The organism is Peribacillus glennii (genome assembly GCF_003429105.1).
GTDB lineage: Bacteria > Bacillota > Bacilli > Bacillales > DSM-1321 > Peribacillus > Peribacillus glennii.
The window spans coordinates 1,079,341-1,102,689 of the sequence record NZ_QVTD01000003.1 but is presented as its reverse complement, the minus strand read 5'-3'; the positions used below and the strand labels follow the sequence as shown (position 1 = coordinate 1,102,689).

General features: G+C 43.5%; 23 protein-coding genes, 1 pseudogene and 1 riboswitch. Of the genes and pseudogenes, 22 read left to right on the top strand and 2 right to left on the bottom strand.

The window, feature by feature from the left end; translation table 11 throughout:
- The first annotated feature begins 19 nt into the window (after window positions 1–19).
- From D0466_RS06810 to D0466_RS06765, 10 genes are all read left to right on the top strand, one after another.
- Entirely contained in the window at window positions 20–526 is a 507-nt protein-coding gene (locus D0466_RS06810; RefSeq protein WP_407675608.1) for a spore maturation protein, read from the top strand.
- A gap of 384 nt (window positions 527–910) precedes the next feature.
- Window positions 911–1,645 carry a pseudouridine synthase gene (locus D0466_RS06805; protein ID WP_117321756.1) on the top strand — a complete coding sequence of 245 codons (735 nt, stop codon included), beginning with the start codon at window positions 911–913 and terminating at the stop codon, window positions 1,643–1,645.
- A 142-nt stretch (window positions 1,646–1,787) separates the two neighbouring features.
- The gene (resA, locus tag D0466_RS06800; RefSeq protein WP_117321755.1) at window positions 1,788–2,321 is read left to right on the top strand and encodes a thiol-disulfide oxidoreductase ResA; all 534 of its coding nucleotides are present in this window, start codon (window positions 1,788–1,790) and stop codon (window positions 2,319–2,321) included.
- A gap of 16 nt (window positions 2,322–2,337) precedes the next feature.
- Window positions 2,338–3,999: a cytochrome c biogenesis protein ResB gene (resB, locus tag D0466_RS06795; RefSeq protein ID WP_117321754.1), complete on the top strand. Its 1,662-nt coding sequence runs from the start codon at window positions 2,338–2,340 to the stop codon at window positions 3,997–3,999.
- Window positions 3,980–5,158: a c-type cytochrome biogenesis protein CcsB gene (ccsB, locus tag D0466_RS06790; protein ID WP_117321753.1), complete on the top strand. Its 1,179-nt coding sequence runs from the start codon at window positions 3,980–3,982 to the stop codon at window positions 5,156–5,158. The genes resB and ccsB overlap by 20 nt, the downstream gene beginning before the upstream one ends.
- A 58-nt stretch (window positions 5,159–5,216) precedes the next feature.
- A complete protein-coding gene (locus D0466_RS06785; RefSeq protein WP_117321752.1) occupies window positions 5,217–5,933 on the top strand; it encodes a response regulator transcription factor in 717 nt (238 codons plus the stop codon).
- Entirely contained in the window at window positions 5,930–7,714 is a 1,785-nt protein-coding gene (locus D0466_RS06780; protein ID WP_117321751.1) for an ATP-binding protein, read from the top strand. Before D0466_RS06785 ends, D0466_RS06780 begins: the two co-directional genes overlap by 4 nt.
- Before the next feature lie 154 nt (window positions 7,715–7,868).
- Complete coding sequence (sigX, locus tag D0466_RS06775; protein ID WP_117321750.1) at window positions 7,869–8,417, top strand: RNA polymerase sigma factor SigX; 549 nt, start codon at window positions 7,869–7,871, stop codon at window positions 8,415–8,417.
- Complete coding sequence (locus D0466_RS06770) at window positions 8,395–9,654, top strand: GerMN domain-containing protein (RefSeq protein WP_117321749.1); 1,260 nt, start codon at window positions 8,395–8,397, stop codon at window positions 9,652–9,654. Before sigX ends, D0466_RS06770 begins: the two co-directional genes overlap by 23 nt.
- A gap of 217 nt (window positions 9,655–9,871) precedes the next feature.
- Window positions 9,872–10,621 carry a peptidoglycan DD-metalloendopeptidase family protein gene (locus tag D0466_RS06765; RefSeq protein ID WP_117321748.1) on the top strand — a complete coding sequence of 250 codons (750 nt, stop codon included), beginning with the start codon at window positions 9,872–9,874 and terminating at the stop codon, window positions 10,619–10,621.
- A 120-nt stretch (window positions 10,622–10,741) separates the two neighbouring features.
- Here D0466_RS06765 and serA read toward each other — a convergent pair whose 3' ends face one another.
- The gene (gene serA, locus D0466_RS06760; RefSeq protein WP_117321747.1) at window positions 10,742–12,316 is read right to left on the bottom strand and encodes a phosphoglycerate dehydrogenase; all 1,575 of its coding nucleotides are present in this window, start codon (window positions 12,314–12,316) and stop codon (window positions 10,742–10,744) included.
- A 326-nt stretch (window positions 12,317–12,642) separates the two neighbouring features.
- Window positions 12,643–12,776: riboswitch (FMN riboswitch) on the top strand.
- A gap of 173 nt (window positions 12,777–12,949) precedes the next feature.
- Between serA and D0466_RS06755 the strand changes: the two are divergent.
- Window positions 12,950–13,532, top strand: a pseudogene (locus D0466_RS06755) (ECF transporter S component).
- 84 nt (window positions 13,533–13,616) lie between these two features.
- Here the strand turns inward: D0466_RS06755 and D0466_RS06750 are convergent.
- Entirely contained in the window at window positions 13,617–13,865 is a 249-nt protein-coding gene (locus tag D0466_RS06750; RefSeq protein ID WP_101632244.1) for a ferredoxin, read from the bottom strand.
- A gap of 150 nt (window positions 13,866–14,015) precedes the next feature.
- Between D0466_RS06750 and D0466_RS06745 the strand changes: the two genes are divergently transcribed.
- From D0466_RS06745 to D0466_RS06700, 11 genes are all read left to right on the top strand, one after another.
- On the top strand, window positions 14,016–15,224 hold the full coding sequence (locus D0466_RS06745; protein ID WP_158555858.1) for a helix-turn-helix domain-containing protein: 1,209 nt from the start codon (window positions 14,016–14,018) through the stop codon (window positions 15,222–15,224).
- On the top strand, window positions 15,224–16,741 hold the full coding sequence (locus D0466_RS06740) for a RecQ family ATP-dependent DNA helicase (protein WP_117321745.1): 1,518 nt from the start codon (window positions 15,224–15,226) through the stop codon (window positions 16,739–16,741). The genes D0466_RS06745 and D0466_RS06740 overlap by 1 nt, the downstream gene beginning before the upstream one ends.
- A complete protein-coding gene (locus D0466_RS06735) occupies window positions 16,731–17,315 on the top strand; it encodes a CPBP family intramembrane glutamic endopeptidase (RefSeq protein WP_117321744.1) in 585 nt (194 codons plus the stop codon). Before D0466_RS06740 ends, D0466_RS06735 begins: the two co-directional genes overlap by 11 nt.
- Window positions 17,302–17,874, top strand: coding sequence for a LysM peptidoglycan-binding domain-containing protein (locus D0466_RS06730; RefSeq protein WP_117321743.1), 573 nt, complete (start codon window positions 17,302–17,304; stop codon window positions 17,872–17,874). The genes D0466_RS06735 and D0466_RS06730 overlap by 14 nt, the downstream gene beginning before the upstream one ends.
- Window positions 17,875–17,995: 121 nt before the next feature.
- On the top strand, window positions 17,996–18,484 hold the full coding sequence (locus D0466_RS06725) for a YpbF family protein (protein ID WP_233522558.1): 489 nt from the start codon (window positions 17,996–17,998) through the stop codon (window positions 18,482–18,484).
- Between the two features lie 107 nt (window positions 18,485–18,591).
- Window positions 18,592–18,975 (top strand): hypothetical protein, encoded by a 384-nt coding sequence (locus D0466_RS06720; RefSeq protein WP_117321741.1) that lies wholly within the window; start codon window positions 18,592–18,594, stop codon window positions 18,973–18,975.
- Between the two features lie 4 nt (window positions 18,976–18,979).
- Window positions 18,980–19,762, top strand: a complete 783-nt coding sequence (locus D0466_RS06715; protein WP_117321740.1) for a metallophosphoesterase — start codon at window positions 18,980–18,982, stop codon at window positions 19,760–19,762.
- A gap of 135 nt (window positions 19,763–19,897) precedes the next feature.
- Window positions 19,898–20,479 carry a genetic competence negative regulator gene (locus D0466_RS06710; RefSeq protein WP_117321739.1) on the top strand — a complete coding sequence of 194 codons (582 nt, stop codon included), beginning with the start codon at window positions 19,898–19,900 and terminating at the stop codon, window positions 20,477–20,479.
- A gap of 255 nt (window positions 20,480–20,734) precedes the next feature.
- The gene (locus D0466_RS06705; protein WP_117321738.1) at window positions 20,735–22,012 is read left to right on the top strand and encodes a Glu/Leu/Phe/Val family dehydrogenase; all 1,278 of its coding nucleotides are present in this window, start codon (window positions 20,735–20,737) and stop codon (window positions 22,010–22,012) included.
- 116 nt (window positions 22,013–22,128) lie between these two features.
- Window positions 22,129–22,305 (top strand): hypothetical protein, encoded by a 177-nt coding sequence (locus D0466_RS22150; protein WP_158555857.1) that lies wholly within the window; start codon window positions 22,129–22,131, stop codon window positions 22,303–22,305.
- Between the two features lie 49 nt (window positions 22,306–22,354).
- Window positions 22,355–23,323, top strand: a complete 969-nt coding sequence (locus D0466_RS06700) for a YpdA family putative bacillithiol disulfide reductase (RefSeq protein ID WP_117321737.1) — start codon at window positions 22,355–22,357, stop codon at window positions 23,321–23,323.
- Window positions 23,324–23,349 lie beyond the last annotated feature (26 nt).

The window sequence follows — 23,349 nt, the reverse complement described above, 5'->3', positions numbered from 1 at the left end:
GACCACGATTTCGGTTTGGATGATTCCTATATTAATCTGTTTTATCCTGATTTACGGAACAGCCAAAAAAATCCCTACATATGAGGCTTTTGTTGAAGGCGGGAAAGAAGGGATCACAATGTCATTTTCGATCATACCTTTTTTAGTTGGGATGCTTGTGGCGATATCGGTTTTCCGCGCGTCAGGGGCGCTTGATTTCATAGTCCAGTTTTTAAAACCGCTTTTGCAGATGCTTCATATTCCCGCTGAAATATTGCCTCTTGCGATTATCAGGCCCATATCGGGGACTGCGGCGCTCGGGATGACAAGCGATTTAATTTCGTTTCATGGCCCCGATTCTTTTATTGGCAGGCTGGCAGCGACGATTCAAGGAAGTACAGACACTACCTTTTATGTCTTGACTGTTTATTTTGGCGCCGTTGGGATTAAAAAGATGGGGGATGCAGTCAAGGTTGGCCTGCTCGCTGACCTGGTGGGGATCATCGCGGCCATCATAGTCGTAACACTAGTATTTGGAACGAAATGAACCGAAACAAAAAGGCAGCCAGGCGGTGCCTTTTTGTTTTGTTTTCGGACGATAATTGGATTCGTCAAAAAATATGAAATTTTGGTGAGAGAAATAAGCGTATGGTACACTCTTTAATGAAAGCAAGTAAGGCGCTCTGAACCACTATGTAAATTATCATGTGGTGATGTAAATAATGAAGATATCGGCGGAGTAGTACAGTACGAGGAAAGCTTCGTGAGCGTTACATCTCGAGAAGGAAAGCCCAGCTTTTCGAGGACGTGGGAGCCTTTAGTCAACGTTCTTCACCAGGGCGCTTCCGCTTTTCTTATTAATGTGCAATAATTGTATGATTATGTCATACTCGAGCACGAGTGAAATCCAGGTACATATGAGGTGAAATAGATGGAGCGTTTACAAAAGGTTATCGCCCATTCAGGGCTGACTTCCAGACGGAAAGCGGAAGAAATGATTATTGAAGGAAAAGTAAAGGTAAATGGAAAAATCGTTAAAGAGCTTGGTACAAAGGTGGGCCCCAACGATAAAATTGAGGTAAATGAAGTGCCGCTTACAAAGGAAGTCCCGGTTTACTTTTTGTTTTATAAGCCGCGAGGGGTGATTTCTGCGGTTACGGATGATAAGAACAGGAAGGTTGTTACAGATTTCTTTCCTGAAGTAACAGAACGGATATATCCGGTCGGCCGCCTGGACTATGATACATCAGGATTGCTGCTTCTGACAAATGACGGCGAATTTGCAAATGCATTGATGCACCCAAAGCATGAAGTCGATAAAGTCTATGTGGCAAAGGTAAAGGGGCTTCCGCTGCGCGAGAATTTGCGCAAGCTTGAAAGGGGAATAACCCTGGAGGATGGCAAGACGGCACCTGCCAAGACAAAGGTACTGTCCATTGACAAGAAAAAACAATCGGCAATTGTCGAAATCACCATTCATGAAGGAAAGAACCGGCAGGTAAGAAGGATGTTTGATGCCATCGGCCATCCTGTATTGAAACTAAAGCGGGAGAAATATGGTTTCCTGACATTGCACGGGCTTTCTGCCGGTGAATCCAGGGAATTGACCCCTCATGAAGTGAAACAGCTGCGGGCACTGGCTGTTACGGGCGAAAACCGTTTTTGAACCAATACGTTGAGGTAGTGTTCCTTACTTTTCGAAGAACTTAGAACATTGTCACATAACCTTCAAAAATGAAAATCATGTGTTCATATTGTTAAATGATATAATGGAGGGACGAACATTACTAGAGGCTAGGGGAGTTAATATGGAGAAGAAAAAGCAACGCTTGTTTGTAAGAACAGTCATCCTCTTCCTATTGGTGGGAGCTTTGGTTTATACATTATATGCCAACTTCAATAAAGACAATAATAGCGCAGCCAAAAAAGGCTCCGAGGCTCCGGACTTTGTACTGACAGACCTTGAGGGCAATAAGCATAAGCTTTCGGATTACAAGGGACAGGGAGTTTTCTTAAACTTCTGGGGAACCTGGTGCAAGCCTTGCGAGCGGGAAATGCCATACATGGATAATCAATATAAAGCCTACAAAGATAAAGGTGTCCAAATCCTGGCTGTAAATGTTGGCGAATCCAATTATTCTGTCCAAAATTTTGTAGATAGGCATAAATTATCTTTTCCGGTGCTGATAGACAAGGATTCACAGGTCCAGACCGCTTATGATATCGATCCCCTTCCGTTTACATTCCTAATTGATAAGGATGGAAAGATTGTCGATACGGTGAAAGGAGAATTGACGGAAGAGATTATTAAGAATCATATGGAGAGGATAAAACCTAACTAGCGGGGGAGTTTTTTACATGGCTGATGTGAAATGCGAATGCGGGCATGTCAATCCGCATGGGACTATCCTATGTGAAGCATGCGGCAGGATACTGGATGAGTCACAATCAGGAACGAAGCTTGTGGACATGCGCTATGAAGGAAGTGCCAGACGTTCGCAAGTCTACAATAAAACGATAATAGACAAGATATGGAATTTCTTTTCTTCGGTTAAGGTCGGCGTTTGGCTGATTGTCATTACGCTCGTTGCTTCTGCAGTCGGTACGATATTGCCGCAGGAATTTTACATACCCCCGACTGTAACAGCGGACCAGTACTATCAAGAGGAATACGGCTGGTTTGGAAAATTGTATTACCATCTTGGTTTTCATAACCTGTACAGCTCATGGTGGTATTTGATTTTGATTGCCTCAATCGGCATGTCCATCCTGATTGCGAGCATTGACCGGTTTTTTCCATTATACCGTTCTTTAAAAAAGCAAACGGTGTCCAGGCATGAGGGCTTTTTAAAGCGGCAGCGGATCTTTGGGATTACAAAACCTGATCACAGCGAAATAGAATTAGAGCAGATTGCAAAACACCTATCGGAACACCGATATAAGGTACGGTTGGAAAACGGTAACATCCTCGCGGAAAAGGGGCGTTTTTCCAGATGGGGGCCTTATGTCAACCATATCGGTTTGATCGTATTCCTGATTGGAGCCATGCTGCGTTTCGTTCCCGGAATGTATGTCGATGAATTGCTTTGGATCCGAGAAGGGGAAACGAAGGAAATTCCTGGAACGAAGGGGCAGTATTACCTCTCCAGTGAAAAGTTCATACTTGAGGTATACGAACAAGACAAAGAACATGAGAACTTTTCTGCAGCGATTGAAAAAAACGGTATGATAGCAAAAAACTACCAGTCTAATGTTACTTTGTATAAACGTGACGGCAAGGCGATACCCGGGGAAGAACCGGAACTTACAAAAATTAAAGACCATAAGATAAAAGTAAACCAGCCGCTAAAATATGACCATTATGCTGCTTATCAGGTCGATTACAAGCTGGACGAGCTGAACAAAATGAAATTTCATCTCACCAATAAGGAATCCGGTGAAACATTCGGATTAATCACTGTGGATTTATACGATCCAAAGCCAGAATATGATTTGGAAAAAGGCTATTCCGTTGAATTGATGAGCTATTTTCCTGATTTTGAGTTTGATGAGAATGGCGAGCCGAGCACGAAATCGAAGATTCCAAATAACCCGGCATTCATCTTTAAAATGTTTACACCTGACACGCCCAAGGGTGAAGTAAGCTTTGTCGCCATTAAACAGACGCTGGAGCCTCTGGGAGAAAATGACTATAAGCTGGCATTCGCGGGAATCGAGACAAAAAATGTTTCAGCTTTAACGATTCGAAAAGATTTAACGCTTTGGATTCTTTTCGCAGGCGGTATAATCTTCATGGTAGGAGTCATCCAGGGTGCCTATTGGAACCACCGCCGTATTTGGATCCAAAAGAAGGACGGGGAAATCTGGATGGCTGCCCATACGAACAAAAACTGGCATGGCTTGAAGCGGGACATTAACCGGATTATCAAGAATACTAGTCTTATAGAACCGGCCGACCAGCTTCAGGAAGGGAAGTCTTCAAAAAAGGGGAAGATAAATAGTGGCTCAACTAAGCAGTAATCTTTTATATATCGCATTCGTATTATATTTGGTTGCTACCTTTTTCTTTGCAGGTTCGATAAAGGATAAAAGGGCGCAGGCAGAGAAAGGGCAAAATAGGTGGGCATTCATTGCCATCTGGGTTACCTTGGCGGGATTCATCTCACAACTGGGCTATTTTATTGCAAGATGGGCTGCAAGCGGCCATGCCCCGGTCAGCAATTTATTTGAATTTACGACATTCTTCGGCATGATGCTTGTCGGTGCTTTTATCATTATCTACTTTATTTACAAAACACCGGTCCTTGGCGTATTTACGCTCCCTGTAGCCGTATTGGTTATCGCGTATGCCAGCATGTTCCCAAGGGAGATTTCCCCTTTAATTCCTGCACTGCAGAGTGACTGGCTTCATATCCACGTAACGACTGCCGCGGCAGGGGAGGCAATCCTTGCAATCAGCTTTGCGGCCGGGTTAATTTACTTATTGAAATCAGTCGACCAGTCAAGATCCAGTAAAAGTACCTTCTGGCTTGAAGCCACGATGTTTGCTTTGGTGACGACCCTTGGTTTTGTCCTGGTCGCTACCATATTCTCAATGATGGATTATAAAGCTGATTTTACTTATATCGACAAGAATGAAACAGAGGCAAAAATCACATATAGTATCCCGGCTTTGATAGGGCCGCATGAAGGCAAATTGTTGACACAAGATCGCATTGAACCGTTAGTGAAGGTTCCTGCGATCATAAATGCCAAGAAATTGAACACTGTTATATGGTCTTTCTTTGGAGGAATCGTCCTTTATGGCATAATCAGGCTGATCCTTCGTAAACGGATATCTGCCAAGCTGCAGCCGCTTGTAAAGAATGTTAATCTTGATCTGGTCGATGAGATCGGCTACCGTTCCGTATTGATCGGTTTTCCGATTTTCACGCTTGGTGCGTTGATTTTTGCAATGATTTGGGCCCAGATGGCCTGGACCCGTTTTTGGGGATGGGATCCAAAAGAGGTTTGGGCTCTTATTACATGGTTATTCTATGCAGCTTTTCTTCATCTGCGCATGTCACGCGGCTGGCATGGGGAGAAGTCGGCGTGGCTTGCCATGATCGGTTTTGTTATAATCATGTTCAACTTAATAGCTGTAAACCTTGTCATTGCAGGACTGCATTCATATGCATAAAGGCTTGCAGGCAGCCAGGGTTTCTTTGTAATTAAACTAAAGGGGATGAAGTCAGGCCATGGAAACCGGAACGAGAATTTTAGTCGTGGATGATGAAGAAAGAATCCGCCGCCTGTTAAGGATGTACCTTGAGAGGGAGGAATACATCATTGAAGAAGCGGAGAACGGTAATATCGCTTTGATGAAAGCGTTTGATAAGGATTATGATCTAATCCTGCTTGACCTCATGATGCCTGGCAAGGATGGCATTGAAGTTTGCCGAGAACTAAGGGAAAAGAAAGCCACTCCCGTAATCATGCTTACGGCAAAGAGTGAAGAAATTAACCGTGTCCAGGGCTTCGAAGTCGGGACGGATGATTACATTGTGAAGCCATTCAGCCCGCGTGAAGTAGTGCTGAGAGTCAAGGCCCTGCTTCGCCGTTCATCTAAAACTAGCTACATCCAAACTGACACAACGACAAAGGATGTTATCGTCTTTCCTCACTTAACAATCGACAATGATGCCCATAGGGTCACTGCTGACGGCCATGAAGTATCTTTGACGCCAAAGGAATATGAACTATTATATTTTCTGGCAAAATCGCCGGACAAGGTTTTTGACCGTGAGCAATTATTGAAGGAAGTATGGCATTATGAATTCTTTGGAGACCTTCGGACTGTAGACACCCACGTGAAACGCCTGCGCGAAAAATTGAATCGCATTTCCGAAAATGCTGCAAAAATGATCGTTACTGTATGGGGTGTGGGATATAAATTCGAAGTGATTAATGACTGATGTTCTGGCGCAGTGTAGTCGGTAAACTTTGGATCACAATTTTGCTGCTGGTTTCATTCGTATTGATCATTCTCACGGTGTTGTTATTGGAGTTCTTTGAAAACTTCCAGATTGATGAAGTGGAAAATGAATTGACAAAAAACGCGAAGAGGATTGCCGAAATTGTGCATTCGAATCCTGATACTAAACAGGCTCTCCAAATTGCGTCAAAGATGATTGGCGATGAAACAAAAATGCTTGTATTTGAAGGGGACACAATCATCTTTTCAACCGATGAGAAAGATACCGGCGTGACTCCCGGGTTTTTAAAGGGAGATAGGGACCTGGCCAAAGTATTTTCCGGGGAAGAAACAATCAAAAAAGAGATGCCTTTGCCAATAGAAGGCGAAGGAAACAGAAAAACAACGGCAATCGTGGTTGGGGTTCCTTTGGAATTAAAGGGGAAGATTGATCAAGTTTTTTTGTATCAATCTCTTAAAGAAATGCAGGAAACGACCCGGTCAACGACAAAGTTTGTATTGCTGGCCGCAGGTGTCGCAATCATTTTGACCACGATTTTTGCATTTTTCCTATCCACGCGGATAACAGCACCGCTGAGAAAAATGCGGCAAGCTGCATTTGAGGTAGCAAGAGGTAAATTTGATACGAAGGTGCCCATCCTGACCCAGGATGAGATCGGTGAGCTGGCTACTGCATTTAATCAAATGGGTAAACAGCTGAAATTCAATATCAACGCGTTAAGCCAGGAAAAGGAACACCTTTCTAGCATTCTTAGCAGCATGGCTGACGGGGTGATTACCTTTAATAAAGATGGGACCATCCTTGAGACCAACCCTCCGGCAGAACGATTTCTCCAAAGCTGGCATTATGAAAAAGGATTCAACCGGGAAAATGCCAATACAGTACCATCCGTGCTAATGAACCTATTTGACCAGACGGAAATGCTGGGACGCGAGCAAATAGGCGGGATTACGCTTCAGGGACGTGATTGGGTCCTTATTGTCAGTCCGTTATATGGCATTGAAACAATACGGGGGGCAGTTGCGGTGATTCGCGATATGACGGAGGAACGGAAGCTCGATAAGCTGCGCAAAGACTTTATCGCGAATGTCTCCCATGAATTAAGGACACCAATATCCATGCTGCAGGGTTACAGCGAAGCGATCATCGATGATATTGCGGAGAGCGAGGAAGAGAAGAAAGAGATGGCGCGCGTGATATATGATGAATCATTGCGAATGGGGCGCCTTGTCAATGATCTGTTGGACTTGGGCAGAATGGAGGCGGGCCATATCACCCTTAATTATGACAGGGTGAAGGTACATCCGTATCTAAAAAGGATTGCCAGTAAATTTCATGGCCTCGCTAAGGAGAAAAATATTAAGATCGTAGCAAAAATGGAGGAGCCAGGCATTGTATGGGAATTTGACCCGGATCGTGTGGAACAGGTCCTGACCAACCTCATCGACAATGCCATTCGCCATAGTCCTGAAGGTGGAACCGTAGAAGTAATCCAGCGGGCTGAAGAACGGTACGGCCTCATGATCGATGTAAAAGACTGTGGATCAGGCATTCCCCAGGAGGACCTGGCTTTTGTATTTGAAAGGTTTTATAAAGCGGACAAAGCAAGGACCAGGGGCCGATCAGGCACTGGACTAGGCCTTGCGATCGCTAAGAATATCATTGAAGCCCATGATGGGTATATAGCGGTAAACAGCCTGGAAGGAAAAGGTACGACATTTACTTTTAACCTGCCTCGAAAAATGATAGAAATTGAATAAGAAGAAAAAAGTTTGGCGGATTTTCTTGTTTCACCCGAAACATTAACAGGGAAGGGCTTTATTGCCCTTCCTTTTATTATGGAAAGAGTCTATAGTTAAAATGTAACTTTTTTCATGAACATTACGACTATAAGTATGACGGGGGAGGGGAAGAATGGACTCCGTTTTTCAGGAAATCTATGAAAAATATCATCATCACCTATATCAATTTCTTTTTTATCTCGTTAAAAACAGGGAAACTGCTGAAGATCTGGTTCAAGAGGTCTATATCAGAGTTTTGAAATCATATCACCGTTTTGAAGGAAAAAGCAGTGAGAAAACCTGGCTTTTTTCCATCGCCCGAAACGTGGCGATCGACCATTTCAGAAAGCAAAAAAGCTGGAAGCAGAGACTTGTTGAAAGCTTTGACTGGGACCGGCAAAACGTACGCGACACTTGTCCCCTCCCTGAGGAAGTTGCTTTACAAAATGAAAATATCCGCTTGGTTTATAACGCTCTTGACCATTGTACTGTAGACCAAAGGTCAGTAACCATACTGCGATATATTCAGTCTCTTTCGATTGCAGAAACGGCCAAGGTGCTTGGCTGGACAGAAAGTAAAGTGAAAACAACACAGCACCGTGCTTTAAAGCTTATTAAAAAAGTTATGGAGGAACAAGCTGGAAAGGAGGATCCGCCCATTGAAAAGGTCCCGATGGAATGATGGAGACATCGAAGAATTATTGCGAAACCTGCCGGATATTAAAGATAAACGTAATCCAGGGGATATTTATCAAAGGATTGGATTAAGGGAAGGAAAGGAACGCCGGAGAAATTGGGTGCCTTTCTTAGCAGCTGTTTCGGCCCTTTTCTTGCTTGCAGTGCTTGCTTCCACATATATAACAGGCCAGAAAGAAATGGCAACCAAGGGAGAAAACATGGAGCAAAAAGCGGCGGACAATGATTCACAAAGCGAAAAGGCTGCATCGGTGGATGAACAAGATCCTTCTGGAAGCACTGCCTCCCCTGAAGGTGAAGAGAAAGGGATGACCGACACTCAAAAGGAGACTTCCGAATTAAATAACCTGCAGGTGAATAAAGGACATTCCCAGGAGGAATCGAAAGCAGAGGTCAATGGCAAGAAATCCGTCATATTGAGTGCATACTCTGTAGTTGCTTCCGACGTCAAATCCCCGTCCGTTATTACGGTCGGTGTTCCTGATAAACAGGCGAATTATGTTGTCCCTGTTACCTACATTGCGGAAGAAGAAATCCCGGGCGGATCGGTAGGCCGATTGCAGAAAGCTATGTCCGTTTTGGATGAAGAAAGTCTGGGATTGACAGAATATTTCCCTCTCGATGTAAAAATGACTGCCGGAAGTGACGGCCGAGCGATTAACATCGATATTCCAAAAGGAAGTGAACTGTTGCTTGAAGACATGTTATTCTTCTCCGTCCTGCAGGAAACCTTTAAATATCATGGTGTCGAAAAGTTGACCTTTTCTGCTAATGGCAAGCCAGGTGTGGAGTTTTCCCATATGGGACCCTTAAAGGAACTCACAATTAATCAAACTGACAATAAAGCATACCTGATCTATCGGTTAGATGATTCTTCACCAAAACTGCTGGTTCCATCAAATACTTCTTATCAGTCTATTGACCAGGCTCTGGAGGCAATGAAAAACGGGACAGAAGACCCTACAATTCTTCCTTCCATACCGGCAGGTTTCGCCTGGGAGAGCGTGGAAAAGGAAGGCAGTAATGTGGTGATTGAACTTAGCGGCGCGACTGAGCTTAAAGATAATGAAGAATATTTAAGGGCATTGGAAGCGATACTTTTTACGGCAAAAAATTTCGGATACGGGCATGTTGAATTCGAAAACGCAAAGGTCGGGACGATTGGCCCGTATAATTTGAAGAAACCATTACCTGTCCTTGTCGCTCCTAACAGAATCAACTGAATTAAGTGTTCTTTCGCAATCCGCCTGGGTAATCAGGCGGATTTTTCAGTGACAAATCTTCTCGGTTTCATTAAAAAAAAGATTATGCATATTATTTTAAAGCCCATCAATAATAAAGAACATGGGATATAGCAGCAGGAATGTGTTTCCAGTTGCCAGCATATGATTTTTAGAGACTTTGCCATTATGGCGGTAAAAATGGCTAGGAGGCAATGGAATGGTTGATTATGCGAAACGTTTTTTGATTGTAGTTATTTTGGCTGTTTGTATCGGACTTTTGTTTATGGGAGGCAAAACGGGACATGCTTCGGCTGCTGGCACATCCCCTAAAGAAAATTGGCTATGGCCTGCAGATGGAATCATAACAGACCGCTTTGGCACGAGAGAAGGCAACCATAAAGGAATAGATATCGCAGCTTCATTAAATACAGATATTGTAGCTTCGGACGCGGGTACTGTCACCAAATCCTATTATTCAAGCAGTTATGGAAACGTGGTCTTCGTAAAGCACAGCAATGGGTTTGAAACGATATATGCCCATTTGAATAAGCGCCTGGTCAAAGAAGGACACGAGGTAAAACAAGGCGAAGTTATCGGAAAAATGGGCAATACTGGGAGATCACGGGGCGTGCACTTACACTTTGAATTGCATAAACGGGAATGGACAGCGGATAAAAGGAATGCAATGAATCCCATGCTGGCATTTGACAAAACCGCTAAAGCATCTCCCGTCTCGACCTACAATACGCAGGAATCAGTTGCCGTTTCCAGGCAAGTTTCTGAACAGGCTTCGCCAGCTAAAGGAATTCCGTTGCCCGGGTATAGAGGACACATACATATCGTCCAGAAGGGTGAGTCCCTTTACAGAATAGCAAAGGTACATTCAACGAACGTCAATTCCCTTAAGAAGTTAAATCGATTGAAGAATGACACCATCTGGCCGGGCGGGGCTTTGAAGGTTAAGTAACAAAGGGATGCTCAAGTTTTTTGCTCAGAGGAAGGGTGGTTTCCCAAAAAAATGCTTATCTTTCCCGGATGTAAAAAAAGGCTGTGCTGATCTAAATCGGACAGCCTTTTTGTTTGTTCGTTATAAAGACATTCTATACATGAAAAAAATATCCTCAAGATTGTTGAGCTTTTCAAACATTTCATCACTTAAAGGTTTGTCAAAGGAAAGGACCATGATGGCTTCCCCGCCTGCCTGTTTACGGCCTACCTGCATAGTTGCGATGTTTACATTATGGTTGCCAAGTATTTTCCCGACATTCCCGATGACACCAGGCTGGTCAGTGTGCTGGATATAAAGGAAATTCCCTTCAGGGAGGAATTCGATGTTAAATCCATTCAGGCTGACAATCCTTGAACCATAATTCTCTACATGGGTTCCACGGATGTCCAGCTGCGTGTTATCGCCTTTGACGGTTATGGTGATGCAATTTGAATAGCCATACGTATCTGATGAAACTTTTTCTCCTATAGTAACTCCGCGCTCTTTTGCAACAAGCAGAGCATTCACTTCGTTGACAGGGATATCAAGCCGTGTTTTGAAGAAACCGGATATCAGGCTTTTCGTTAGAATGCTTGTATCGAAGTTTAATGCTTCGCCCGCATAGGTAACCGAAATCTCACGGATTCCTTCCTTCATGCATTGGGAACCAATTGACCCCATTTGCTGGACCAATTGATAGAATGGCTGCACCCTTTCGAATTGCTCTTTTGAAATGGCCGGAAGATTAATGGAGTTGGCGACTGGATTCCCATTAAGGAATAACAGGACTTCCTGTGCTACCTGTGTAGCGACATTAAGCTGCGCTTCCTTAGTCGAAGCCCCCAAATGAGGGGTGACGGTCACGGAATCGAGCTCCAATAGTTTATTCCCCAAAGGCGGCTCTTCAACAAATACATCAATTGCTGCACCTGCTATATGGCCTTCAAGAAGCAATTCATACAGATCATTCTCATCGATGATTCCTCCCCGTGCACAGTTTAGCAGGTAGACTCCTTTTTTGCATGAGCGAAGATTTTTACCGTTTAACAACCCCTTTGTTTCCTCTGTTAATGGAGTATGTACGGTAATGATGTCTGCAAGCGGCAATAATTCTTTTAACGGCAGGGCAGCTACATTCAATTTCTTTGCCCTGTCTGAAGTCAGGAAAGGGTCAAATACTAAAACATTCATTCCAAATACTTTGGCCCTTTTTGCAATTTCCCCGCCAATGCGGCCAAAACCGACAATACCAAGAGTTTTGCCATTCAATTCCGTTCCGGTAAAGGAAGAGCGTTTCCATTCCCCGTTTTTAACAGAAGAATGTGCCTGGGGGATGTGGCGGACCAGGGCTGCCATCATGGCAAAGGTATGTTCAGCGGTTGAAATGGTGTTTCCATCAGGAGCATTAACGACTACAATACCGCGTTTCGTGGCTGCGGGGACGTCAATATTATCGACACCAACGCCGGCTCTGGCGATGATTTTTAATTTGGGCATTCTTTGGATTAATTCATCGGTAACTTTTGTGGCGCTTCTTACAAGAAGAGCATCGAATTCATGAAGGCTCTCCTCGGCTTCTTCTATTTTTTGTTGAACAAGTTCGATATGGGATGCCTGCAAAAGAGGTCCGAGACCTTCAGGTTTAATGGCATCAGCTACTAGAATACGATACACAAATAGACACCTGCCTAAAAATATTCTCTTAAATTTCTGTTAATTTTACAAGAGTGGCTATTTACTGTCAATTTGATAACCAACATTGCAAGCGCCTCAAATGTGTCATTGTTAGGTCAAGGCCTGGATGTTCCTTGATAGACGCAGGTGTTTCCTTATAGAACATTTTGGTTTGAATTTTTTCGTTCATTTGCCCTTAAAGCAATGATCAGCTTTAGGAACTGCCCGAACGGACACAGTAATATATCAAAGGAAATTCAGTTTGTAAATTGCTACCCAAATGATTAAAAATCGTTTATAATTTGAAAGTGTAATATAATTTAATAGTCTATCTTCGGGGCGGGGCGCAATTCCCCACCGGCGGTGATGAAGCAATTGCTTCTAAGCCCGCGAGCCTCTTGGGGCAGGATTTGGTGAGATTCCAAAGCCGACAGTATAGTCTGGATGGGAGAAGATGGAGGTTTCCGGATGGCGTTCAAACAAGCAGGGATTGAACGTTTATTTGAATATACCGCTTATTTCTCCCAATGATTCTATGAATTATTGGGTTTTTTGATGGACGGATATTCAAACTTTTAGGGGCCTTTCCTCTTTTTCGTGGGGTAGACACAAAAAGAAGGAGAGAGATTTATTATGAAAAACTCTAAAGTAAGAAAACTTGTGTCATTGGCAATGCTGGGTAGCATTTCCTATGTTTTGATGGTGCTGAATTTCCCTCTTCCGGGATTCCCGACATTCCTCCTGATTGATTTCAGTGACATACCTGCACTGATAGCTGCTTTAATATTCGGCCCGGTAGCCGGAATAATAGTCGAACTGATTAAGAATTTGCTTGATTATGTAATGACCGGCAGCCTGACCGGGGTTCCGGTTGGCCATATCGCAAATTTAGCGGCCGGTGTCCTGTTCATCCTGCCAACGTACTTTGTCTATAAAAGGTTGAACTCGAAAAAAGGGCATGACATTGGGTCTTATTGCAGGAACGCTTACTATGGCAGCGCTGATGAGCGTGCTAAACTATTATGTGTTCCTGCCGGCGTATACGATTTTCATGGGCTGGGCTGCCATGTCGGCAACAGATGCAAGACAGTTTGTCACGACTGCCATCCTGCCGTTCAATATCCTTAAAGGCTTCTTGATTACGGCCGCGTTCATGCTGATCTTTGTTAAGCTGCAGCCATGGCTCGAAAAACAATCATTATATAAAAATGCATAAGATAAAGGCCAGTCTATTCTCCCTGTATATAGACTGGCCTTTTTGCGATTGAAAAAACCATCTCTAAGAGATGGCTTTTCGGGTTTATTCGAACTTTAGCGGGTCCCCGTCAAACGGATCATCAGCAACTTTAATGGAATCTGTAGGACAGCCTTCGAATGCATCCATCATGTCATCTATGAGAACGTCCGGAATTTCTACGATCCCTTCGTTATCATCGAGCGTTACGAATGCGATCCCTTCATCGTCATAATCATAGATGTCCGGAGCAGCAGCACCACAGGCACCGCATGCGATACAAGTGTCTTTGTCAACGATTGTATACTTCGCCATGAATTAATCCCTCCCAATACGACAGTATTTTCCTATAATCCAAACATGAAAATTCCAATTCACATACCTATTGTAAAACTGATACATAAACTTTTCAATAGAAATGTGGTCATAATCCGTTTGATATGCAGGGTTTGCCGTATTTTGCACATGAATAACAATATAAGAGAATTTAACAATTTAACGAAGGTCCTGATTGAAATAACCCAGTATGTTGGTGTGTTCTGGTACAATAGGAATGATGGAAGTATTAAATTATTTTATTTCAAGGCAGTGATTAGTGTGTTAAAATCGACCTTTTTAGAGGCAATTTTCCTTAATTGCCTCGATAAATTCAATGGTGAACGGAGCATTTTTGCGATTTACCATTTATTAAAGGGAAAGAAATCTTCCCAAACTATCCAGGATGCCCATCTTTTCGGCCTGAGAAAGCTATTTGCCGCCTACTCGGCTATCGGTAGAGATTATTTGGATCACTGTGTCACAGCTTTTTTGCGAAAGGGATGGGTTCTTCCACTAGGAAGGGATCATCACTACCGTCTTACCGGCAAGGGAAAAGCCGCATTAGACGCATATTTGAAGAACCAGCCTATTCCTTCAAGCCTTGATAGCTGGAATTTCAACAACCTGGATTCCGCCTTTTGGGGAAGGCTGTCGCTCCTGGTCCAGTCTCTTTCTCATATGATTCACGAACGATATCATTTCTATCCTATCCAAAGAGATGAAGGCATACAGAATTGGGTCAAAGGGTTTTTCAAGGAATACCCTGGGAGCAGGGGGGCTATAGGGCGTTCTTTATTCGAGGAGCTGTCCACCCTCCTTGAACAGAAAAGTGACATCGAAAGATATATATTTGTCATGCGTTTGACAGGCGTACACAGGATAGGGAGCACCTTTGGCCAAATATCGGAATCAATAAGGTCGGATGAGGTGTATGTGCGTTTTGTTTTTTGGGGGACACTGCATTTCATTCTTAAAGAAATCAGAAACAAACAAGAAAATTTCCCCATCCTTTTTTCGATTATAAAGGAATATCCCCCGAGTGCGGACAAGCCGCTAACAGAATCTGCAAGGCTTACAATGAAAATGCTGAAGGAAGGAAAGGAGCCGAAACAAATTGCTGTCATGAGGGGGCTGAAAGCTAACACCATAGAAGACCATATCGTGGAAATAGCCCTTGCCATGCCAAGTTTTTCTATTGGACCGTTTGTCTCTGGGGAAGTCGCCGATAAAATACATGAAACAGTAAGGCGGGCAAAAACCAAACAGCTCAAGATTATCAAGAACGAAATAAGCGACCCGCAGGTTTCCTTTTTTCAAATCCGTCTTGTTTTAACAAGGGCAGGTGACATGTCTTGATGCTGGAGGAATCTTTATATGAACATTTCGGATTTACCACTTTTCGCCCAGGCCAAAAAGAGATCATTGCTTCCTTACTTGATGGGCACAATACACTCGGCATGCTGCCGACCGGTTCAGGCAAGTCATTGTGTTACCAGCTCACGGCATATTTGCTGCAAAAACCTGTTGTTATTGTTTCCCCTCTTTTATCGCTGATGCAGGACCAGGCGGAACAACTGAGGCTTATGGGGGAAAAGAGCGTGCTCGCGCTTAATTCCTTTCTTGATCCACGGCAGAAAAGAGCAAGCCTCCAACACATAAAAAAGTACAGATTCATTTTTTTATCTCCTGAAATGCTTGCAGGTGAAAGTGTTATCCGCGCACTGAAGGATCTTGATATCGGGCTGTTCGTGATTGATGAAGCGCATTGCATATCTCAATGGGGGTATGATTTCCGGCCTGACTATTTAAGTCTCGGCCATGTCCGCAAGAAACTTTCCAACCCTTTGACGCTTGCTTTGACCGCAACGGCCACAAAAGAAGTAAGGGAAGATATTGAAAAACAGCTTTGCCTGGATTATGTTAGACAGATTACTTCCTCTGTGGACCGCGGCAATATTGCTTTAGCGGTTGAAACGTTACAAGGGCATGAGGGGAAATTGCATAGGCTTTTAGAACTGGCGCGGGAAATTGACGGACCCGGGATTGTCTATTTTTCAAGCAAAAAAGCGGCCGAACATACAGCTATATACTTAAAGGAACATGGCATTGAAAATGTCGCCTTTTATCATGGAGGCATGGAGCAGGAACAAAGAATAATCATACAACGCCAATTTTTAAACGGGCAATTGCGGATCATCTGCTCGACAAGCGCATTCGGAATGGGGGTAAATAAGGAGGACGTCAGGTTCGTTGTCCATTTTCACCTGCCGTCCGGCATGGAAGCCTACGTGCAGGAAATCGGAAGGGCTGGCAGGGATGGCAAGCAAAGTGTGGCAATTATTTTATACAGTGAAGGAGATGAGGGGCTTCCCCTCCATCTTTTTGAGCAGGAACTCCCAACAGAAGTACAGCTGGAGGGGATCTTTTCTTATTTGAATTTTGAAACGGTTATATTGGGGAAGGTCCCTGAAGCTGTCGAGGAGACGATCATCCGGCAATTTTCATTGAATGAAACCCAGTGGCGGTTTATCAAGCACTTCATTCGGCTAAATATACAAAAATACACCGGGACGCAATTGAAGGATGCGATGAAGCGCTATGTGGCCGAGCGGAGAGAGTACAAGACAGAAAAATTGCATTTGTTCTTTCGTTGGCTGGGATCAAATGGGTGTCTGCGCAACGGACTATTGCGTTATTTCGATGAGGAACCAGCACCCCGGAATACACAATGCTGTACAAACTGCGGCCTCAGTCGCGGTTTTACAGAAAAGCTGCAAGTAAAGGAATCGGGGAAGGCCGCAGATTCATATACAGGCTGGAAGCAGGAATTGGCGAAAATATTACTAAAAGCAGAAGACAGCCATGAAAAATAAACAAGCCGAAATCATCAAACAGCTTACTGACAAAGAGCTGCATATGAATTTATTTCTTACCCATATCATACTATTAATGCTTTCCGCCGTTTTAGGGATCTTTTTATTCGATAATCAATCCCAGTTTTTTAAGTTATTCCGTTTTCAGTATTGGAATATTTTGTTTATAGGCGGCTCTGCTGCTGCTATTGTAATTTTATTCGATCTCTTGGCGATGAAGCTTTTGCCTGAAAGCTACCAGGATGATGGGGGCGTTAATGAGAGGATTTTTAAAAGCCTTTCGTATCCGATGATTTTTTTAGTCGCATTATCGGTTGCGATTAGTGAGGAAATCTTGTTCAGGGGAGTTATTCAAACCCATCTGGGCCTGTTTTGGTCCAGTTTGATTTTTGCTGTCGTTCATTTTCGATATTTGTTCAATTGGTTTTTATTCCTGAATATCACTGTGTTAAGTTTCTTTATCGGATTGATTTTTGAACTGACGGATAATTTACTTGTAACGGTCTTCGCCCATTTCCTGATTGATTTTATACTTGGGATCATTGTGAAAATAAGGGGAAATGACAAAGGATGATAACATTGAAAGAGAGAGGTTAAGAGAAATGGAGCCGGATTTGAGAAATGCTCACCAAGGTACGGCACCTGGGGCAAATATGGAACAGGAGGCAAAAAGAAAACCATTGCCATCGAGAAGTGAATTCCAGCGAAGAAAAAGGAAAAAGAAAAAGCGGAAAATCAAGTTTCCGATGCTTAAGCTTCTTGCGATGTTCTTTATTTTGATGCCGGTTGCCTTTTACACCCTTTATATGCACTACGGGCAAGGGTCCCTAAAAAGCGTGCAGGAAGAAGCTCCATTTGAAACGGTAGAATTGAACGGAGAGGCCGAAGAAGCCGGCATCTCCGCTTCTGGAGGAGATTCTCAGGGAAATGATGCCAGCCAATCTTTAGAAACCGAAGAGGAAAATGGCTACAAAATAATTCACCATATTGTACTTGAGCAGGAGACACTAGCCAGCATTTCGTTGAAATACTATAACTCAGATGAAGGCATACCATTGATAAAAAAATGGAATCGCCTGGACCGATCCGAAGTCAAGGCAGGGGAGACTTTAAAAATACCGATAAAAAAATAAATATAGTCCCTTTGGCGCAAACGGATATGTATGGTGCCAGAGGGCTTTTTTGATAGGGGCGGTTCTTGGCAGGTAAGGTTGGCGGCATAAAAAAGGAAAAAGGCAAATATATTTATTTTGAATGAACGTTGGCGTAGGAGGAGGAACGGAATTGGAACCCGCTATCATTTTATTGGACGAACATACAGATCAGGCAACAAAACAAATGCTGCAGAATGTGATCGTCAGGAAAAGGAAATTTGATAAAGCAAAAAGGAATCACGAACTAAGCATCTGGGCATCCATGGGCATGGCTGCGATTTTGCTGCTTTATTTGTATTTTTATATCGCCCGTCCTTATTCTTTTTCCTTTTTTGCCATGTTCAGTGCGTTTGTCGATAATTTCAATCATTTCTTTTTTCTTGTCACCACGATTGGCTTATATGGCCTTATGATCATGCTAAAGCAAAAACGTGATAAAGCGGAGACGGAGTTTCACGGGCTGCGCTGTGAAATCATCGATAGAAGCAAGGATCTGTGGAAACAGGAGGCACAGTGGAAAAACCGCCATAAAGTTTTCGAAATGATGAAGAACAATTACGACATTAATTTGTACCACGAAAACAAATAACGGCTTTTTCTGCTGAACTGAAGGCTTCGGGCATCGGGATACCCAAATGTAAATGAAGTTAGAATGTCAGGTTGTTCCCTCTCATAAGGTAAATGGGAGGTTTTTTTATGCTGCAAAAAATATCTAGATTGATCATTGGAACTCTATGCGGTTATTTATATATAATATGGGCGCCTGTTACCTATCCGTTCGAGTTATCCCGTTTTTTTGCCGTACTCATTGTCGATCCAATCAAGTTTTTCGCGGCAACGGTCGCTTTTATCACAGGTTTTTTAAATTTTGCAGGCCTCATCAAAAGCAATGTCGAACTATTATTGAATTGGCATCTTTCTGATACAAATAAAATGGAATGGATGCTGGCGTGCTTCATACCTATATCTTTTTATCTGTTATCCCTGATGAATACTGCCCTTTCAGCAATATTTTTTATTTTTGCTTGCGCTTATGGTATTATCTCTGTAGAAAAACCCGGTAAGGGTATGCGAGGTTAACAAGATGGCAGTGATTTATATAATTATAGCAGTCTCGCTCATTGGCATGATTTTTTTTATGGTCAAGACGGCTTATTTGGACAAGGTAGTTGAAAATGACCTGGCCTTTGAAGAGTTTCCTGCGACATTCGGCACTTTAAGCATTTTTTTTATTTCTGATATACACAGGCGTGTCATATCAGATGAAATTATCAACCGCGTAAACGGAAGAACGGATATAGTCATCATCGGAGGAGATTTGAAAGAAGGGGGAGTGCCGCTTACAAGGGTGGAAAAGAACCTGGCAAAGCTAAAAAAAGTCGGCCCCGTTTATTTTGTATGGGGCAATAATGATTATGAAGGGGATTACCATATGCTTGACGCTACACTTCTAAGGCACGGCGTCAAAATTCTGGATAATGGCCTGGTTACATTTGAATCGGAACAGGGCGAGAAAATCGAACTCCTTGGGATCGATGATATAGCAATGGAGCGGGACCGTCTCGATTTGGCGCTTGCGGATTCGGAACGACAGGCATTTAAAATCCTGGTCAGCCATAATCCGCTCGTCATGCAACAGATAAAAAAAGAAAACAAGATCAGTCTCGTACTAAGCGGCCATACACATGGAGGCCAAATCAGGTTTATGGGTATAGGACCTTATAAATTAGGAGGAATGCGGAAGCAGGGCGGTACGGTAATCCTGACCAGCAATGGATATGGCACGACAAGCCTCCCCTTAAGGCTCGGTGCAGAGCCGGAAACTCATCTCCTCCATTTGAAAAAACAACCGGCCTCTTCCAAATAAGAGCTCTGCCGTATTTAGAATGTAACCCAGCCTTCGATTATTTGAAAATTGTTAATTATCACATTCCAAAGATATGCACCCCTGAAACCCGCCTTCATAAGATGTATGAAGATGGTATCCAGGGGGCATTTTTTTATGAAGCTTGAGCGATTAACCAACAATAAAATCAAGATTTTTTTAACCTTCGATGATTTAATTGACAGAGGATTGACGAAAGAGGACATTCATGGCAATTCGCTTAAGGTTCACAAGCTTTTTCAGGAAATGATCGAAGAGGCTTGTGAAGAGTTGAGTTTTAAGATGAGCGGATCCATTGCGATAGAAATATTTGCTTTGCAGGCTCAAGGCTTGATCATTATCGTAACGAAAGCCGAAGAGGACATATTGGATGATGAAGAAGAAGAATTTCTTGATTTACATGTCTTGGTTGGTGAACATCCGCATATCCTCTACTCCTTTTGTGACCTTGAGGATGTCATCCAGTTATGCTATTCATTGAAAGCCATCGGTATTGTCCGGTCTTCCCTCTATCGGTTTGAGGACAACTATTATTTTCTTATTGAGGGCGTTAAGGAGAGTGCCTATGATACTGTGATATCCCTGGCGGCAGAATATGGCTCTGTATCGACATTGACCCTCTTTCGTCTCCAGGAATATGGAAAGGCAGTTGTATTAAATGACGCGGTTGATTTACTGACAAGATATTTCCATAAATGAGGTAGCTGGCGGACAGGTTTTGCGGTGCATTTTGCTGCCAAGTTTTCTGTCCGGCCAGCCTAAAACCTGTTTAGGGTAAAAAGGTACAGGGAATGAATGGGGTAAAGCGAAAGATTGTTATAAAACAGCGGTTTCAATCCTGTTTTTTATCCAGGAAAGGGGTCACTTTTTTGCTTTGCATTAGCAGAGCAAAGGTGTATACTATGTCATGGAAGGTGACTGCTAGCCGATTATTTGATTTTAGGAGGTACACAGATGGCAGCCGAAAAAGGTACTGATCATACAACCCAAGAGGAAAAACATGATGTGCTGAAATCGACTCAAACTGTAATACATAAAGCGCTTGAAAAGCTCGGTTATCCCCAGGAGGTTTATGAGCTTTTGAAAGAGCCGTTACGGCTTTTAACAGTAAAGATACCGGTAAGGATGGACGATGGGTCGGTAAAAATTTTTACGGGCTATCGCGCACAGCATAATGATGCTGTAGGGCCTACAAAAGGCGGCATCAGATTCCATCCATCTGTCACTGAACGTGAAGTAAAAGCGCTGTCCATCTGGATGAGCCTGAAATGTGGTATTGTAGATTTGCCATATGGCGGAGGGAAAGGCGGAATCGTATGCGACCCGCGTAATATGTCGTTCCGTGAACTTGAAAAGCTGAGCCGGGGATATGTGCGTGCCATCAGCCAAATTGTTGGTCCGACAAAGGATATTCCCGCACCTGATGTATTTACCAATTCGCAAATTATGGCATGGATGATGGATGAATACAGCCGTATCGATGAATTTAATTCACCAGGGTTCATTACAGGGAAACCGCTCGTTCTAGGCGGGTCTCACGGCAGGGAATCCGCGACTGCGAAAGGTGTTACCATTTGCATCAATGAAGCCGCCAAAAAGAAGGGCATCGATATTAAGGGAGCCAGGGTTGTTGTGCAGGGCTTCGGGAATGCAGGCAGTTATCTTGCAAAGTTCATGCATGACGCAGGGGCTAAAGTTGTCGGCATCTCGGATGCATACGGGGCTTTATATGATCCCGACGGCCTGGATATAGATTATCTATTGGACCGGAGAGACAGCTTCGGAACAGTTACGAAGCTTTTTAAAAATACAATTTCCAACAAAAAACTGCTTGAACTCGAATGTGAGATTCTTGTTCCTGCCGCGATTGAAAATCAGATCACGGAAGAAAATGCACATAATATCAAAGCAAAAATCGTTGTGGAAGCCGCAAATGGCCCCACTACCATTGAGGGCACACAGATCCTGACAGACCGGGGAATCCTGCTCGTTCCGGATGTGCTGGCATCTGCAGGCGGCGTTACGGTTTCGTATTTTGAATGGGTCCAAAATAACCAGGGCTACTACTGGTCCGCGGAAGAAGTCGAGGAAAAGCTTGAAAAAATACTCGTAAAAGCGTTCAACAATATTTATGAAACCGCCCAAACACGCCGGGTCGATATGCGCCTCGCTGCCTATATGACCGGAGTCAGAAAAATGGCGGAAGCTTCACGGTTCCGGGGCTGGATTTAAAGGGTAAACAGGATCGCCGTACCTAAAAACCATCCATAAAATCTCCTGTCATGACTTATGGTGGGAGATTTTTTCATTTGGCAGAAAGGAAAATATAAAACTTCCCTATTAGTTTAATGCGAGAGCCCAGACTAATTGCGCCGCGTCCCTACGTCTTCTGTTATGTGACCCCAAACCTGGGGGCACGGGCTGAGCCTAATCGCCGCCTTGGCAAAGGCTCTCAATGGGAGATTTTGGTCAAGAAAAATCAAATGGGTGGTTTTGGCATGATGAATGTATCGATTCATGAATGAGAAGAACAAATATATAAACCTGAGTTTGGCAAAAGGAGTGGAGCGAGAGATGAAATCGGAAGATGTAATCGTTGTCGGGGGCGGGCCATGCGGGCTCGCAGCGGCAATTTCGTTAAAAGAAGCAGGGGAGAAGGTATTGGTTATTGAAAAAGGTAATATCGTGAATGCTTTATATCATTATCCAACCCACCAAACGTTTTTTAGTTCAGCCGAGAAGCTTGAAATTGGAGACGTGCCATTCATAACGGAAAACCGCAAGCCCGTCCGCAACCAGGCATTAGCCTATTATCGCGAAGTGGCAAAACGGAAAGAGTTAAGGATAAATGCTTTTGAAAAAGCGACGGAAATCAAAAAACAACAGGATGGCACCTTTATCGTTTTGACCGATAAGACAACATACAAGGCTGGGAAAATAGTCATTGCGACAGGGTATTATGATAATCCGAATTATATGGGAATCGCAGGGGAAGATCTTCCCAAAGTATTCCATTATTTTAAAGAAGGGCACCCTTACTTCGATACAGATGTTGTGGTAATCGGGGGAAAGAACTCCAGCGTTGACGCAGCTCTGGAACTCGTGAAGGCAGGAGCGCGCGTCACTGTGCTCTACCGTGGCAGTGAATATTCCCCAAGCATTAAACCCTGGATCCTTCCTGAATTTGAATCTCTGGTAAGAAGTGGTGTTATCACTATGGAGTTTAATGCCGAGGTGGATGAAATAACTGTAGATAACGTGATTTATCATGTGAAAGATGAGATTAAAACGATAAAAAATGACTTTGTTTTTGCCATGACAGGCTACCATCCGGACCATTCGTTCCTTCGACGTATAGGTGTGGAGATTGCTCTTGGCTCAGGCCGGCCTTTTTTTAACAGTGAGACCATGGAGACAAATGTTGAAGGGGTTTTTATCGCCGGCGTTATAGCCGCGGGCAATAATGCAAATGAAATTTTCATTGAAAACGGCCGATTCCATGGAGGGTTGATCGCGCAGCATATTCGAAAAGGGAAGAAATAAAAGGAGGTACCTGAATGAAAAATGGA